The 14,740-nt window shown below is 71.3% G+C and carries 14 protein-coding genes; 7 read left to right on the top strand and 7 right to left on the bottom strand.

Features of this window, described 5'->3' with window-relative positions:
* Nucleotides 1–28 precede the first annotated feature (28 nt).
* Together lplAB and AB3M90_RS08660 are read left to right on the top strand one after the other, a co-directional pair.
* Nucleotides 29–1,078, top strand: a complete 1,050-nt coding sequence (gene lplAB, locus AB3M90_RS08665; RefSeq protein ID WP_412951475.1) for a lipoate-protein ligase LplAB — start codon at nt 29–31, stop codon at nt 1,076–1,078.
* Nucleotides 1,057–1,983: a DNA-methyltransferase gene (locus AB3M90_RS08660; RefSeq protein ID WP_412951473.1), complete on the top strand. Its 927-nt coding sequence runs from the start codon at nt 1,057–1,059 to the stop codon at nt 1,981–1,983. The genes lplAB and AB3M90_RS08660 overlap by 22 nt, the downstream gene beginning before the upstream one ends.
* Nucleotides 1,984–2,162: 179 nt before the next feature.
* Here the strand turns inward: AB3M90_RS08660 and AB3M90_RS08655 are convergent, their stop codons facing one another.
* From AB3M90_RS08655 to AB3M90_RS08645, 3 genes are read right to left on the bottom strand one after another with little or no spacing between them, the layout of a single operon-like run.
* Nucleotides 2,163–2,510 (bottom strand): cupin domain-containing protein, encoded by a 348-nt coding sequence (locus AB3M90_RS08655; protein ID WP_412951472.1) that lies wholly within the window; start codon nt 2,508–2,510, stop codon nt 2,163–2,165.
* On the bottom strand, nt 2,507–3,910 hold the full coding sequence (locus tag AB3M90_RS08650) for an NAD(P)/FAD-dependent oxidoreductase (protein ID WP_412951471.1): 1,404 nt from the start codon (nt 3,908–3,910) through the stop codon (nt 2,507–2,509). The genes AB3M90_RS08655 and AB3M90_RS08650 overlap by 4 nt, the downstream gene beginning before the upstream one ends.
* Nucleotides 3,911–3,930: 20 nt before the next feature.
* The gene (locus AB3M90_RS08645; protein WP_412951470.1) at nt 3,931–4,398 is read right to left on the bottom strand and encodes an Lrp/AsnC family transcriptional regulator; all 468 of its coding nucleotides are present in this window, start codon (nt 4,396–4,398) and stop codon (nt 3,931–3,933) included.
* A 99-nt stretch (nt 4,399–4,497) separates the two neighbouring features.
* On the opposite strand from AB3M90_RS08645, the gene AB3M90_RS08640 reads away from it, so the two are divergent.
* Complete coding sequence (locus AB3M90_RS08640; RefSeq protein WP_412951469.1) at nt 4,498–5,949, top strand: gamma-aminobutyraldehyde dehydrogenase; 1,452 nt, start codon at nt 4,498–4,500, stop codon at nt 5,947–5,949.
* Between the two features lie 120 nt (nt 5,950–6,069).
* Here the strand turns inward: AB3M90_RS08640 and AB3M90_RS08635 are convergent, their stop codons facing one another.
* Nucleotides 6,070–6,597, bottom strand: coding sequence for a GNAT family N-acetyltransferase (locus tag AB3M90_RS08635; protein ID WP_412951468.1), 528 nt, complete (start codon nt 6,595–6,597; stop codon nt 6,070–6,072).
* 76 nt (nt 6,598–6,673) lie between these two features.
* On the opposite strand from AB3M90_RS08635, the gene AB3M90_RS08630 reads away from it, so the two are divergent.
* Genes AB3M90_RS08630 through AB3M90_RS08620 form a run of 3 tightly spaced genes read left to right on the top strand, consistent with a single transcriptional unit; the run spans nt 6,674 to nt 10,109 of the window.
* Nucleotides 6,674–7,837, top strand: a complete 1,164-nt coding sequence (locus AB3M90_RS08630; RefSeq protein ID WP_412951467.1) for an ROK family transcriptional regulator — start codon at nt 6,674–6,676, stop codon at nt 7,835–7,837.
* Nucleotides 7,834–8,775: a polysaccharide deacetylase family protein gene (locus AB3M90_RS08625; protein ID WP_412951466.1), complete on the top strand. Its 942-nt coding sequence runs from the start codon at nt 7,834–7,836 to the stop codon at nt 8,773–8,775. Before AB3M90_RS08630 ends, AB3M90_RS08625 begins: the two co-directional genes overlap by 4 nt.
* A complete protein-coding gene (locus AB3M90_RS08620; RefSeq protein ID WP_412951465.1) occupies nt 8,772–10,109 on the top strand; it encodes an MFS transporter in 1,338 nt (445 codons plus the stop codon). The genes AB3M90_RS08625 and AB3M90_RS08620 overlap by 4 nt, the downstream gene beginning before the upstream one ends.
* A gap of 37 nt (nt 10,110–10,146) precedes the next feature.
* Here AB3M90_RS08620 and galE read toward each other — a convergent pair whose 3' ends face one another.
* The 3 genes from galE to galT are packed head-to-tail and all read right to left on the bottom strand — an operon-like array spanning nt 10,147 to nt 13,694.
* Nucleotides 10,147–11,127, bottom strand: coding sequence for a UDP-glucose 4-epimerase GalE (gene galE / locus AB3M90_RS08615; protein ID WP_412951464.1), 981 nt, complete (start codon nt 11,125–11,127; stop codon nt 10,147–10,149).
* A 48-nt stretch (nt 11,128–11,175) separates the two neighbouring features.
* Complete coding sequence (gene galK / locus AB3M90_RS08610; protein ID WP_412951462.1) at nt 11,176–12,453, bottom strand: galactokinase; 1,278 nt, start codon at nt 12,451–12,453, stop codon at nt 11,176–11,178.
* A complete protein-coding gene (galT, locus tag AB3M90_RS08605; RefSeq protein WP_412951461.1) occupies nt 12,450–13,694 on the bottom strand; it encodes a galactose-1-phosphate uridylyltransferase in 1,245 nt (414 codons plus the stop codon). Before galT ends, galK begins: the two co-directional genes overlap by 4 nt.
* 84 nt (nt 13,695–13,778) lie before the next feature.
* Between galT and AB3M90_RS08600 the strand changes: the two genes are divergently transcribed.
* Entirely contained in the window at nt 13,779–14,738 is a 960-nt protein-coding gene (locus tag AB3M90_RS08600) for a LacI family DNA-binding transcriptional regulator (protein WP_412952680.1), read from the top strand.
* Nucleotides 14,739–14,740 lie beyond the last annotated feature (2 nt).

Raw genomic sequence — 14,740 nt, 5'->3', positions numbered from 1 at the left:
TCGGCCGGCCGCGCCTTAAGCTGGAGCCGTGCACGGTGAATACAAGGTTCCAGGGGGAAAGCTCGTCGTCGTCGACCTCGAGGTCGAGAGCGACCGGATCGCCGGCTTCCGCCTCGCCGGAGACTTCTTCCTCGAGCCCGACTCGGCACTCGACGACATCAACGCCGCCGTCGACGGGCTGCCCGCCGAATCGGATGCGACGGTCATCGCCGCCGCCGTGCGCCGGGCGCTCCCCGAGGGTGCGCAGCTGCTCGGATTCACGCCCGAGGCCGTCGGCACCGCCGTCCGCCGCGCGCTCGTGACCGCACCGGGCTGGCGCGACTTCGACTGGGAGATCGTGCACGACGCGGCCGTCTCGCCACGCATGAACCTCGCACTCGACGAGGTGCTCACCTCACGCGTCGGCGAGGGTCGGCGGCGACCCACGCTGCGCATCTGGGAGTGGGACGAGTCGGCCGTCGTCATCGGTTCGTTCCAGTCGTACCGGAACGAGGTCGATCCGGAGGGCGCCTCCCGGCACGGCTTCGACGTCGTGCGCCGCATCTCGGGCGGCGGGGCCATGCTCATGGCCGCGGGGCAGATCATCACCTATTCGCTGTACGTGCCGGCGTCGCTGGTGCAGGGGATGACGTTCGCCGACTCGTACGCGTTCCTCGACGACTGGGTGCTGCAGGCCCTTCGCTCGCTCGGCATCGATGCGGTCTACCAGCCGCTCAACGACATCGCCAGCCCGACCGGCAAGATCGGCGGCGCGGCGCAGAAGCGCCTCGCCAACGGTGGCGTGCTGCACCACGCCACCCTGTCGTACGACATCGACGGGCAGACGATGACCGAGGTGCTGCGCATCGGCCGCGAGAAGCTGAGCGACAAGGGCACGACCTCGGCGGCGAAGCGCGTCGACCCGCTGCGCAGTCAGACCGGTCTGGAGCGGGCCGAGATCATCCAGCGGTTCATCGACACCTTCCGGTCGCTGACCGACGCCGAAATCGGCGCGATCACGCCGGACGAGTATGCAGCCGCCGAAGCGCTCGTGGAGTCGAAGTTCGCCACGGACGCGTGGCTGCACCGGGTGCCGTGACCGACGCCTCGCCCGTCGCGGGGAACGGGGGGACCGTCTCGATCATCGAGGGCGACAACCTCGCCGTCGCCGCGACTCTGCCCTCGGCATCCTTCACCATCGTCTACCTCGACCCGCCGTTCAACACCGGCCGCGCGCAGGAGCGACAGGTCGTCACCGCGCGGCGGGCGGCGCTCGCGAGCGAGCACGACGAGGATGCCGGGCAGGCGGCGCCGGCCGAGGTGCGCCACGGATTCCACGGCCACCGGTATGAGCGCGTGCGGGGGATGCTGCGCACCTACGACGACCGCTTCGACGACTACGGAGCGTTCCTCATGCCGCGGCTGGAGGAGGCCTGGCGGCTGCTCGCCGACGACGGCACCCTCTATCTGCACCTCGACTACCGCGAGGCGCACTACGCCAAGGTGATGCTCGACGCCGTCTTCGGACGCGACTGCTTTCTCAACGAGCTCATCTGGGCGTACGACTACGGCTCCAAGTCGCGGCGCCGGTGGCCGACCAAGCACGACACGATCCTCGTCTACGTGAAGAACCCGCGGGCGTACGTGTTCGACTCCGACGCCGTCGACCGCGAGCCGTACATGGCCCCGGGCCTGGTGACGGCCGAGAAGGCGGCGCGGGGCAAGCTTCCGACCGACGTCTGGTGGCACACGATCGTGCCGACGACCGGCCGCGAGAAGACCGGGTACCCGACCCAGAAGCCCGAGGGCGTGCTGCGCCGCATCATCGCCGCGTCGAGCCGTCCCGGCGACCGCGTGCTCGACCTCTTCGCCGGCAGCGGCACGACCGGGGCGGTCGCCTCGGCGCTCGGCCGCGACGCCGTGCTCGTCGACGACAACCCCGAGGCGATCCGGATCATGAGCGAGCGGATGCCGCACGCCGAGGTCGCGCGCCGCACCGAGTGACCGTTCTGCCGGCATCCGCCGACCGGCATCCGCCCCGCCGGCATCCGCCGACCGGCATCCGCCCCGCCGGCGTCCGCCGACCGGCATCCGTCGGTCGAAATCACAACTGCAGGTCGGAATCGGCTGTTTCGACCTGCAGATGTGGATCCGACCTGCGGATTCACGGAACGAAGCGGGCTTCAGGCGACGTAGATCTTCCGCAGGGTCTCGGTGACGGTCCACTCCGTGCGCATGCCCTCGGCGAGGCGCACGACCGATCCGGGGCCGACCTCGATCGCCGGCAGAGCCGGGTCGAGGAACGCGATCCGGGCCCGGCCCGACAGCACGACGAACACCTCGTCGGCCTCGGTGTCGGTCGCCGTGCCCGGCGTCATCTCCCAGACGCCGACCTCGACGTCCGCGATCTCCGCGAGCGTCTCGGCGGCGGCCGTCGGAGCGCCGGACACCACGTCGGATGCCGGAAGCGCGCTGTGGACGAGCGGCAGCGCCGCGGCATCCGCTCCTGACCCCGCCGGAAGCACGCTCACGAGTCGAACCCCATGCCGATCGCATCGAGCGTCTTGAGGAAGAGGTTGCGCCGGCCCTCGTTGTGATCGGCACGGTCCATCGCCGCCCGGACGAGATTGACGCCGATCGACGCCGCCGGCTCGGGCGGGAACGGGATCGGCTTCTCGCGCACCATCGCGAGCTCGGTGCGCTCGGTGGTCTCGCCCGACAGCTTGTCGAGCATGACGTCGGCCGCGAACCGCGCGGCTCCGACGCCCAGGCCGGTGAATCCGCTCGCGTAGGCCACGCGCCCGCCGCGGGCCGTTCCGAAGAACGCGCAGAACCGGCTCGACGAGTCGATCGCCCCGGCCCACCGGTGCGTGAAGCGCAGGCCCTCCAGCTGCGGGAAGGTGGTGAAGAAATGCGAGGCGAGCCGGCGGTGGCTCTCCATGCGGTCCTCGTACTCCGGGCGCACGCGGCCGCCGTAGTGGTAGACGGCGTCGTACCCGCCGAAGAGGATGCGATCGTCGGACGTGAGCCGGTAGTAGTGGAACTGGTTCGCGCTGTCGGCGAGTCCCTGGCGGTTCGCCCAGCCGATCGATGCCCGCTGCTCGGGCGACAGCGGCTCGGTCATGAGCACGTAGTCGTACACGGGCACCGTCATCAGCCGGTTGCGTCGCAGGAGCGAGGGGAACACGTTGGTGCCCAGCGCGACGGCATCCGCGGTGACCCGGCCGCCGGCCGTCACGAGAGTGACCGGCCCGGGCCCGTCGCTCTCGATGCGCCGGACGAGGCTGTGCTCGTAGATCTCCACGCCCAAATCGATCGCGACGCGAGCCAGCTCGAGACCGAGCTTGGCGGGGTGCACCATCGCGCAGCTGTCGCGCTCCCACGCACCGGCGAGGAAGGTGTCGGAGTGCACCTCGGCCTGCACCGCCTCGCGGTCGAGGAAGCCCGGCTCGTCGCGCAACCACTCGACCTGATGCGGTTCGACCGCCACCGCCAGCTGCCCGGTGCGTTCGAAGTCCGCGTCCATGGCGTAGCGCGCGACCGTCGCCTCGATGCCGTCGAGGTTCTCGAGGCCGAGTTCCTCCAGGCGGTCAATCTCGTCGGGCCACCGGGTCAGGCCGTTCTCGTGCCCGTGGGTGAGGCTCGCCTCGCAGAACCCGCCGTTGCGACCGGATGCCGCCCAGGCGATGCGCGAGGCCTCGAGCAGCACGACGCGCCGCCCGGGGTCGCGCTCCTTCGCGCGCACGGCGGTCCACAGGCCGGTGTAGCCGCCGCCGACGATGACGAGGTCGGTCGTGACGTGCCCGGCGAGGGTCGGATGCTGCGCCCGGGGCACGTCGTCGAGCCAGAACACCCCGAGCGTCGTGTCTGTGAGGGAGGCGTCGATGACGGAGGCGGCCGGTCGACAGCGTTCGAAGACGGTGGTTCCCATGATGCTCCTGGTGGGGCGCGTCAGCGCGTGCCCCAGTTGTAGAGGTCTTTGTAGAGCCCCGCGTAGAGCAGGCTCTCGGTGTGCGCGACCCCCGGGATGGTGCGGATGCGGGTCGCGATGAGGTCGATCAGATGCTCGTCGTCTTCGCAGACGGCCTCGACGAGGATGTCGAAGGTTCCCAGTGTGACGACCACGTAGGCCAGTTCGGTGATCTTCGCGAGCTCCTGGGCGATCTCCCGCGGGTCGCCGGTGACGCGGATGCCGATCATCGACATCCGGTGGAATCCGAGCTGCATGGGGTCGGTCACCGCGACGATCTGGATGATGCCCGCCTCGGTCATGCGCTGCACGCGCTGCCGGGCCGCCGCTTCGCTGAGGCCGACCTCGCGGCCGATCTCGGCATAGGGCCGGCGGCCGTCTTCCTGCAGGAGCTCGACGATGCGCTTGGAGATGTCGTCGAGGGCTGGCTGCTTCGACTTGGTGCTCATGCGTCGATATTGACAGGCTCGATCGCGACACGCAACCGATTCCGTCGAATCATCCCACTGTCTCTTCCGATTTCGTCGCCAGGTGGCTACGATGGCGCCATGGTCAGCGATCTCCCGCGCGACGCGGCGCCCCTGCAGAACTTCATCGGCGGACGGTTCGTGCCCGCGCGCGCCGACGGGCGCCTCGCGCTCCTCGACCCGGCCACCGAGGAGACCTACGGCGAGATCCCGCTGTCGGGTTCCGCCGACGTCGATGCCGCGTACGCCGCCGCATCCGCCGCCCTCCCGCTCTGGCGCGACACGACCCCCTCCGAACGGCAGCTGGCCCTCTTCCGCATCGCCGACGAGATGGAGGCGCGGGCCGAGGAGTTCGCCGATCGGGAGTCGCTCGACACGGGGAAGCCGCGGGCGAGCCTCGTCGCCGACGAGATCATGCAGTCGATCGACCAGCTGCGCTTCTTCGCCGGAGCGGCCCGCAGCCTCGAAGGTCGCGCCGCCGCGGAGTACCTCGCCGGCCACACGTCGTTCGTGCGGCGCGAGCCGATCGGGGTGATCGGGCAGGTCACACCGTGGAACTATCCGCTGAACATGGCCGTGTGGAAGATCGCCCCGGCGATCGCCGCCGGCAACACGGTCGTGCTGAAGCCGGCGGAGTCCACACCGCTCACCACCCTGCTGCTCGCCGAGATCGTGGCCCGGCACACCCCGGCGGGCGTCTTCAACGTCGTGCTCGGCGCGCGCGAGACCGGAGTGCTGCTGGTCGAGCATCCGGTTCCGCAGATGGTCGCGATCACCGGATCGGTCAGGGCGGGCATGGCGGTCGCACGGTCGGCGGCGAACGACGTCAAACGCGTGCACCTCGAACTCGGCGGCAAGGCCCCGGCGATCGTGTTCCCCGACGCCTCGCTCGACACCGCCGCGAAGGGGATCGTGAACGCCGCGTTCTTCAACGCGGGCCAGGACTGCACCGCCGCGACCCGCGTGCTCGTGCACGCATCGATCCACGACGAGTTCGTCGCCGCGCTGGTGGCACGCGCCCGGACGGATGCTCGCACCGGGGGTCCGCGCGACGAGGGGGTGCTCTACGGCCCGCTCAGCAGTGCCGCACAGCTCGAACAGGTGACCGGATTCGTCGAGCGGCTGCCGTCGCATGCCACCGTCGAGCTCGGCGGACGTCGGCAGGGCGACCGCGGCTTCTTCTTCGAGGCGACGATCGTGTCGGGCGTGCGTCAGGACGACGAGATCGTGCAGGGAGAGGTGTTCGGCCCGGTGCTGACGGTGCAGCCGTTCACCGACGACGCCGCGGCTCTGCGCCTCGCGAACGACGTTCCCTACGCGCTCGCGTCGTCGGTGTGGACGACCGACCACGGGCGCGCGATGCGGTTCTCGCGCGACCTCGACTTCGGATGCGTGTGGATCAACACGCACATCCCGTTCGTGTCGGACATGCCTCACGGCGGGTTCAAGCATTCGGGGTACGGCAAGGACCTCTCTCAGTACGGCTTCGACGACTACACGCGCCTCAAGCACGTGATGACGGCGCTCGACTGAGGGTCGGGCTGCGTCGGGGCGGGCAGAACTTCGCAGAACGACACGAATCTCGCAGGTCTCAGCAGAATCCCTGCGAAGTTCGTGTCGATCTGCGAGTTTCGTGAGTCAGGCACGCACCGATCAGCTCGACAGCGCCTTGACCCTGCGGTGCTCCTGGAGGACGAATCCGGCGCGCTCGTCGAGCTTCGTCGCGCCGTCGAGCTCCCATCCGTGTCGGGCATAGAACGCGTCGGCGCGGTCGTTGCCGTCGAGCACCCAGAGGTAGGCGCGCGTGCGGCCGGCATCCGTCATCCGCTCTTCTGCGCCGGCGAGCAGCGCGTGGCCGACGCCGGTCGACCAGGCGTCGGGGTCGGCGTAGATGCCGTACACCTCGCCGTCGGTGAGGGCGTCGGGATCGCGACCGGAACCGAAGGTGGTCCAGCCGACGACGACTCCGTCGCGGACCGCGACGAGCTGCCCCAGCGTGGTGGGCAGGGGATCGGCGATGAAGCGACGCCAACCGGCGGCGCGGTCGGCGACGGACAGCGAGTCGAGGACCTCCTGGTCGATGAGGCCGCGGTAGGCCGCGCGCCAGGAGCGCACGTGGATGGAGGCGATCTCGTCGGCGTCGTCGGCGCGAGCCGTGCGGACGTCGAGAGGCGCTGTCATCCGTCCACCCTAGTCAGGACGTCGACGGGTGCGACCCGATGTGGCATGCTGGGCGGGACGCCGACCCAGGGATGACATGTCGAGACCACTCGCGGGACCGCAGAGCCTGCTTCGCACACTCAACGGCCGGGCGATCCTCGAAGCTCTCGCACGCAGCGGGCCGCAGACGCGCGCGGAACTCATGGCCGCCACGGGGCTCTCCCGCACCGCCGTGACGCAGGTTCTTCGCATGCTCGACAACGCCGGCGCCGTCGCGGCCGCCGGCCTCGACCGTGACACGCGCGGCCCCGCCGCCGGGCGCGTGGGTCTGCACCCGCGCCTGGGGTTCGCCGCCGCCGTGCACGTCGATCATCAGGCCGCCCACGTGGTCCTGGTCGACGCCTCCGGTGCGGTGCGCGCCGAACAGCACGCCGCCTTCCCCCTGGGCGGCGACCGTGTCGCGCACATCGCCGCCCTCGTCGACTCGTGCCGCGGAGCCGGGAAAGCACCGGTGCACCTCGCCGTCGTCGGCGTGCCGGGCATCGTCACCGCCGACGGCGGCATCCGCGACGACCTCGGGCCCGACGGAGGCGCCTTCCGCTCCGCCCTCGCCGACACGCTCGGATGCCCCGTCCGCGTCGAGAACGACGTCAACCTCGCCGCCCTCGCCGAACTGACCTCCGGTTCGGGCGGCGAGTTGGCGAGCTTCGCCCTGCTTCTCCTCGACGACGGACTCGGAGCCGGCATCGTGCTCGACGGCGCGCTGCACCGGGGATTCTCGGGCGTCGCGGGCGAGGTCATGTACCTGCCTCAGACCCCGCTGCCCATCGGCGCGCCGGTCATCAACGACGCCGTCGTCGGCGACCTCGCCCTCGGCCTCGGCCGCGACACCGAAGCCTCGCTGCTCGAACACCTCGAGGCGGCCGGTCGGGGAGAGGCGACGGCTGCCGAGCTGGTCGCCGAGATCGGCAGACGCATCGTCCTCGTGGCCGGCACGGTCGGGCTCGTCGTCGACCCCGAGGCGTTCATCCTCGGCGGCGACGCCACGCATCCGGTGCTCGTCGACGCGATCCAGCGCGTCGCCGCCGAGTACGCGCCCCAGCTCCCCCTCCGCTTCCTCGTGTCGTCGTTCGGCCCCGAGGCTCCGCTGGTCGGAGCCGTCGGTGAGGCCGCGTCGGGTCTGCGCGCCACGCTGTTCACCCGCATCCTCACCCCGGAGAGCACGAAGCGTCCGATGACCAGCAGGCAGAGCGCGCCATGACGCCCGAGACCGCGGCCCCGTCCGACCTCGCCCAACGCCTCGGACTCGGCGCGACCGCACGCGGCATCATCATCAACGCCGACGACTTCGGCATGTGCCACGCCGCCAACACCGCCATCATCGAGCTGCTCACCGCGGGGCGGATCGACTCCACGACCGTCATGGTGCCGTGCGCGTGGGCTCCCGAGGCATTGTCCTTCGCGGCATCCCGCACCGATCTCGACGTCGGCGTGCACCTGGTGCTCACCAGCGAGTGGACGCGCTACCGCTGGCGCCCGCTGACCGGCACCGCGTCGACGCTCGTCGACGACGACGGCTTCTTCCCTGCCGACGTCGCCCGCGTCGAACGGTCCGCCGACGACGACGACGTCGCCGCCGAGCTCGCCGCTCAGCTGCAGGCGGCCTTCGACGCCGGCGTCGACGTCACGCACCTCGACAATCACATGGGATCGGTCTACGGGCTCGCCACCGGGCGCGACTTCCTGCGCCCGGTGTTCGAGCTCGCCGCCCGCCACCGACTCCCGTTCCGCCTTCCCCGGCGCCTCGACGGCCCGGAAGCGGATGCCGCGCTGCAGGCCACGCTCGACGAGGCGTCTGCGGCGGCCGATGCGCTCGGAGTGGAGATCGTCGACCGGCTCTGGACGCACCCGTTCGCCCTGGTCGACGAGGGGGCCGCGACCGAGGAGGGTTACGAGCAGGTGCGAGACGGATTCGTCGCTCTGCTCCGCGCGGTACAGCCCGGGGTGACGGAGATCTACCTGCACCCGATGGTCGACGACCACGAGCTCCGCGCGGTCGTCGACTTCTCGGCGGCCAAGCGCGGCTACGAGCGTCGACTGCTGGCCGATCCGGTCGTCGCGCAGACCATGACCGAGGAGGGCCTGGTGCGCGTCGGCTGGCGCGACCTGCGCGACCTGCAGCGGAAGGAGCGACGATGACCACGCTGCGCGAACGACTGCGCGACCGGCGGCTCGACGCGGCGCCCAGCCGAGCCCAGTCGATCGCCTTCGGGGCGTCGGGATTCCCGACGCAGCTGATGACCCAGACCTTCTCGGCGTTCGTCGTCTACTTCTACGTCTCGCAGCTGGCCGTGCCGGCCGGATGGGTGGCGGCCGCGATGATCGCCCACGGCATCCTCAACGCCGTTCTGAACCCCGTGATCGGGGCGCTCTCCGACCGTCTGCGCACGCCGTGGGGTCGACGCATCCCGTGGATCGGGCTGGGCATCGTCCCGCTCGTCGTCGCCTTCGCCCTCGTCTGGATGCCGCCCGAGCTCCCCGTCGCCGGACTCATCGCCTGGTTCCTCGTGGTGGTGGCGGTGTACGACATCGCATTCGTGGTCGTCGTCCTCAACATCTCGGCGCTGTTCCCCGAGATCTTCCGCACGACCGACGAGAGGGCGCGCGGCAACGTGCCGCGACAGATCTTCGCGATCCTCGGCATGGTCCTCGGAACCGCCGGCGCGCCCGCGCTCTACGGCGCGATCGGCTGGCCCGGCATGGCCCTGGTGCTCGGAGCCGTCTGCCTCGCGCTGCTGGTGTGGTCGTTCCTGGGGGGCATGATCGAGCGGCGCGTGCCGGCTGCGGCCTCCGACGCCGTCGCGAGCGGCATGCCGTGGCGGGATCAGCTGGTGTACACGTTCCGCAACCGCGCGTTCGTCCCCTACGTGCTCGGGTCGTTGTTCGTGCAGACCGCGATCGCCGTCATCCTCGCCGCGGTCCCGTTCTACGTGCGGTACTCGCTCAAGGCGCCGGAGGGAGAGGGCAGCATCCTGCTCGGCGCCATCTTCGTCACGGCGATCCCGTCGATCCTGCTGTGGAGCGCCGTCGTCCGACGCACCAGCCCGCGCACGGCCCTGCTGGTGAGCGTCGCGGTGTTCGGTGTCGCCGTGCTCGGCTACCTCGGGCCGTCGACCGTTCTCGGTGCGGCGCTGGTCGGTGTCGCGGTCGGCGTCGGCGTGGGCGGGCTGCTGCAGCTGCTCGAAGTCGTGCTCGCCCAGATCATCGATGCGGATGCCGCGCGCACCGGTCATCGCCGCGAGGGCGCCTACTTCGGCGTGAACGGGTTCGTGGTGCGCGGGTCGGTGGTGCTGCAGGCCGTGGTCGCCGCGTGGGTGCTGACGGCCTCGGGCTTCGACGCCGCGCTCGGCGACGCGCAGGCCGACGGCGTCGACGGCGGCATCCGTCTCATGCTCGCGGTGATCCCGGTCGGGTTCACCGCACTCGCCTTCGTGTGCTTCTGGCTGTACCCCATCCGCACGCGCGACCTCTGACGAGCGGGGGCGGGGCGTTTCGTCTCGCTTCGCTCGCTCACCGAGCGGCGGAGGTGCGGGCCTCCCAGCCCGTGCGCACCATCTCGTCGACCGAGTAGCGCATCCTCCAGTCGAGGTCGCGGGCCGCGAGCTCGCCGGTGGCCACGATCCGGTCGGGGTCGCCGGCGCGTCGGGGTCCGATCTCGGGGGTGAAGTCGATGCCGGTGACGCGCGCGACGGCATCCATGATCTGCTTCACGCTGAGCCCGTCGCCCGAGCCGAGGTTGTAGGCGGCCTCGATGGGCCGACCGGCCGCGAGGCGCTCGGCCGCCGCGACGTGCGCCGCGGCGATGTCGCCGACGTGCACGTAGTCGCGCACGTTCGTGCCGTCGTCGGTGGCGTAGTCGTCGCCGAAGATCTTCGGGGTCTCGCCGGCGATCAGCGCCTCGAACACGATCGGGAACAGGTTGTGGGGGCTGACGTCGTAGACGGTCGGGTCGGCCGACCCGACGACATTGAAGTATCGCAGAGAGGTGTGCCGCAGGGGCCGCTCCGAGTCGGCCGTGGCGGTGCCCTGATCGCGCAGCAGCCATTCCCCGATGAGCTTGGACTCGCCGTACGGGCTGGCCGGTCTCTTCGCCGTGTCCTCCTCGACGAGGTCGACGTCGGGGGTGCCGAACACGGCCGCCGACGACGAGAAGACGATGTTGGCCACGCCCGCCGCCTCCATCGCCTCGAGGACGATGCGAGTGCCTTCGACGTTCTGCGCGTAGGTGTGCAGCGGGCGCTGCACCGAGACTCCGGCGTACTTGAACCCGGCGACGTGGATCACGCCCTCTGCTGCATGATCGCGGAGCGTCTTCTCGACGAGGGGGCGGTCGAGGATGCTGCCCCGCACGAACGGCACGCCCTCCGGCACGAACGACGCGACGCCGCTCGACAGGTCGTCGAGCACGACCGGGGCGAGTCCGGCATCCGCGAGGGCGCGGACCACGTGGGCTCCGATGTAGCCGGCTCCACCGGTCACGATCCAGGACATTGCTTCCTCTCCGGTCGCAGCGTCGCCGCGACCCGCTCCCTCATTCTGTCAAGCGTCGCGGTGCGCTCCGGCCGACGGCACGACCGTGAACAGCGCGGGGGCGGCGAAACCGGATGCCGCGAACGCCGCGCCGACGGCGTTCGACACGGTGTCGACGGCATCCTGCTCGATCAGCGCGATAGCCGCGCCGCCGAAACCGCCGCCCGTCATCCGCGCGCCGAGTGCCCCAGCGGCCAGTGCGGCTTCGACAGCGGTGTCGAGTTCGGGGACCGAGATCTCGAAGTCGTCGCGCATCGAGAGGTGCGAGGCGACGAGCAGGTCGCCGATCCCGCGCGCGCCCTGCTCGCGCAGCGTGCGCACCGTGTCGAGCACGCGCTGATTCTCGGTGACGACATGGCGCACGCGGCGGAACGTCACGTCGTCCATCAGCTCCCGGGCGCGTGGCAGGTCGTCGACCGCGACGTCGCGCAGCGACGGCACACCCAGAGTCGCAGCGCCGAGCTCGCACGACGCGCGCCGCTCGCGGTAGCCGCCGGTGGAGTGCGCGTGCTTCACCCGGGTGTCGATGACGAGGATCGCCAACCCCGCCTCGGCCACGCCGAGCGGCACGAGGTGCGCGTCGAGCGAGCGGCAGTCGAGGAAGATCGCCGCGTCGGTCTCGCCGCGCATCGAGGCCATCTGGTCCATGATGCCGGTGGGGGCGCCGACCGCTTCGTTCTCGGCCCGACGCCCGATGCGGGCGAGAGCAGTGCGGTCGAGCCCGGTGCCCCACAGATCGTTCAGAGCGGATGCCGTCGCGCCCTCGATCGCGGCCGATGACGAGAGTCCGGCACCGACCGGCACGTCGGACGCGATCGCGATGTCGACCCCCTGGGTCCCTGAGCCTGTCGCCTCCTGGGTCCCTGAGCCTGTCGCCTCCTGGGTCCCTGAGCCTGTCGAAGGGGCCTGGCGCAGCGCCCAGGCGACGCCGAGGGGGTACGCGGCCCATTCCGGAACCGCCGGTGCGTGATCCGAGCCCGTCCCCTGCTCGTCTCGACGCGTCGGGAAGAGCGCATCGAGCTCGTGCAGCGCCACCTCGACCGGACCGTCGGCGAAGGTCGAGGTCACGCGGATGCGGTCGTCGTCGCGCAGTCCGACGGCCGCGACCGTGCGGTGCGGGATGGCGAACGGCAGGACGAACCCGTCGTTGTAGTCGGTGTGCTCGCCGATGAGGTTCACCCGCCCGGGCGCCGACCACAGGCCGTCGGGCGCTCGTCCGGTGAGTTCGCTGAAGAGGGCGCGCGCCGCATCGGTCGGACGCGGCTCCGGAGCGGGGGGAAGAGTCATGCGGTGGGCTCCAGATCGGGTGTCGGGTCGTCGGCGGGAAGGGGCTCGCGGCCTGGCGCGGTGCCTGTCGCCTCGGCCCGCTCGATGGCTTCGCGGATGCGGGTGGCGCCCTGCTCGGGCGTGACCTCGGCAGCCCACGCCCACATCGCCGCTTCGGATCCGGCGAGGAACTTCAGCTTGTCGGCGGCGCGGCGCGGGCTCGTGAGCTGCAGGTGCAGGCGCACCGTGTCGCGGCCGATGTGCACGGGGGCCTGATGCCAGGCGGCGATGTAGGGGGTCGGCGAGTCGTAGAGGGCGTCGACGCCGCGCAGCAGGCGCAGGTAGAGCGGGGCGAGCTCGTCGCGCTCGGCCTCGGTCGTCGCGGCGAAGTCGGGCACGTGCCGGTGCGGCATCAGGTGCACTTCGAAGGGCCAGCGCGCGGCGAACGGCACGAAGGCCGTCCAGTGCTCACCGCGGAACACCACGCGCTCCGACGCCTGCTCGAACTCCAGGATCCGCGAGAAGAGATCGGGTGCTGTCCGGTCGATCGAGTCGAGCAGTCGGGTCGTGCGGGGTGTCACGTAGGGGTAGGCGTAGATCTGGCCGTGCGGGTGGGGCAGGGTCACACCGATCGCCTCGCCGCGGTTCTCGAACGGGAAGATCTGCTCGACGCCGGGGAGTGCCGACAGCGCCGCCGTGCGGTCGGCCCAGGCCTCGATGACCGTGCGGGCTCGCGTGACGGTCTGCGTGCCGAACGAGCCGGTGTGCTCGGGGCTGAAGCACACCACCTCGCACCGGCCGACCGACGTGCGCGAGCGGCCGAGTCCGAGGGCGGCGAGGTCGTCGAGCCCGCGCGGAGGGTCGCTCGCCGCCGGGGCGGAGCCGACCGCCTCGGCCAGCGCAGGGCCGAACGCGGGGGAGCGGTTCTCGAAGACGGCCACGTCGTAGCGCGAGGGCACCTCCGAGGGGTTGTCGGGCGTCTGCGGGGCGAGGGGGTCGGCGGCGGCGCTCGGCATCATGACGCGGTTCTGACGGTTCGACGCGACGGTGATCCAGTCGCCGGTGAGCACGTCGAGACGCATCGAGGCGGTCGCTGCGCGCGGGTCGAGGGTGCGTGCGTCGACGGCGCGGTCCGCGCCGAGGGTGGTGTCGGGATCGTCGTAGTAGATGAGGTCGCGGCCGTCGGCGAGGGTCGTCGTGCGCTTGACGACGCCGGCGCTCAAGTCTTCGGCGGGCAGGCCCCCGTGATTCTCCGTGTTCACGTCAACATGGTACGTCGTATGCCGTGGTAACGTCAACATCGACGACGGGAAGGATCACAGGTGGCCGACAACGGACGAGTCTCGATGGCGATGGTCGCGGCACGCGCCGGAGTCTCGGGGCAGACCGTGTCGCGCGTGGCCAACGACAGCCCGCGCGTCGACCCCGCGACCCGAGCGCGGGTCGAGCAGGCGATGGCCGAGCTCGGCTACCGCCCCCACCGCGCCGCCCGCGCTCTGCGCACCGGCCGATCGCAGACCATCGGCCTCGTCGTGACCACGCTCGCGACGGTCGGCAACTCGCGGATGCTGCAGGCCACGGCGGAGGCGGCCGCCGAGCGCGGATACGCCCTCACCGTCGTGACCGCGGCCGACGGCGTCGCGTCGGCCTTCGAGCGTCTGGCCGAGCAGGAGGTCGACGGAGCGATCGTCCTCAACGAGGCGTCGGCGCAGGTCTCTCCCGACCGGCGGCCGACCGGCCTCCGCCTCGTCGTGGTCGATGCGCCGAGAGATGAGGGCCTCACCACGGTGCACAGCGATCACCGCGGCGGGGCGGCCGCGGCCACCGCCCGGCTCCTCGAGCTCGGCCACTCCACCGTCCACCACCTCGCCGGTCCGATCGACTCGTTCGCCGCGGCCGAACGCGAGCGCGGGTGGCGCGAGACTCTCGCCGCCGCCGGCGTCGAGGCGCCCGACGTCGTGCGCGGCGATTGGACCGCCGACGCCGGATTCGCCGCCGGTGGCGCCCTCGCCGCGGCATCCGCCGTCTTCTGCGCCAACGACCAGATGGCCCTCGGTCTGCTGCGCGCCCTGGCCGATGAGGGTCGCCGCGTTCCCGACGACGTCAGCGTGATCGGTTTCGACGACGTGCCGGATGCCGCGAACTACCGCCCGCCGTTGACGACGATCCGCCAGGACTTCGCCGCCCTCGCGCAGCAGGCCGTGGGTGCTCTCGTCGCCGAGATCGAGGGTGAGGATGCCGCGGGCTCGGGCACGTCGGTCATCCCCACCCGGCTGGTCGAACGCCGCAGCGCCGCGCCGCGCTGACG

This window comes from Microbacterium martis (genome assembly GCF_047246685.1).
In the GTDB taxonomy this organism is placed as follows: Bacteria; Actinomycetota; Actinomycetes; order Actinomycetales; family Microbacteriaceae; genus Microbacterium.
This window is presented reverse-complemented; position numbering and strand designations above follow the sequence as displayed.

Excerpts from the sequence above, each read along its gene's own strand:
- AB3M90_RS08630 (WP_412951467.1), top strand. The coding sequence starts at position 6,674 with ATGTCGAGACCACTCGCGGGACCGCAGAGCCTGCTTCGCACACTCAAC.
- AB3M90_RS08635 (WP_412951468.1), bottom strand. The coding sequence starts at position 6,597 with ATGACAGCGCCTCTCGACGTCCGCACGGCTCGCGCCGACGACGCCGAC.
- AB3M90_RS08620 (WP_412951465.1), top strand. The coding sequence starts at position 8,772 with ATGACCACGCTGCGCGAACGACTGCGCGACCGGCGGCTCGACGCGGCG.
- galK (WP_412951462.1), bottom strand. The coding sequence starts at position 12,453 with ATGACTCTTCCCCCCGCTCCGGAGCCGCGTCCGACCGATGCGGCGCGC.
- AB3M90_RS08600 (WP_412952680.1), top strand. The coding sequence starts at position 13,779 with ATGGCGATGGTCGCGGCACGCGCCGGAGTCTCGGGGCAGACCGTGTCG.
- AB3M90_RS08640 (WP_412951469.1), top strand. The coding sequence starts at position 4,498 with ATGGTCAGCGATCTCCCGCGCGACGCGGCGCCCCTGCAGAACTTCATC.
- galE (WP_412951464.1), bottom strand. The coding sequence starts at position 11,127 with ATGTCCTGGATCGTGACCGGTGGAGCCGGCTACATCGGAGCCCACGTG.
- AB3M90_RS08625 (WP_412951466.1), top strand. The coding sequence starts at position 7,834 with ATGACGCCCGAGACCGCGGCCCCGTCCGACCTCGCCCAACGCCTCGGA.
- AB3M90_RS08650 (WP_412951471.1), bottom strand. The coding sequence starts at position 3,910 with ATGGGAACCACCGTCTTCGAACGCTGTCGACCGGCCGCCTCCGTCATC.
- AB3M90_RS08645 (WP_412951470.1), bottom strand. The coding sequence starts at position 4,398 with ATGAGCACCAAGTCGAAGCAGCCAGCCCTCGACGACATCTCCAAGCGC.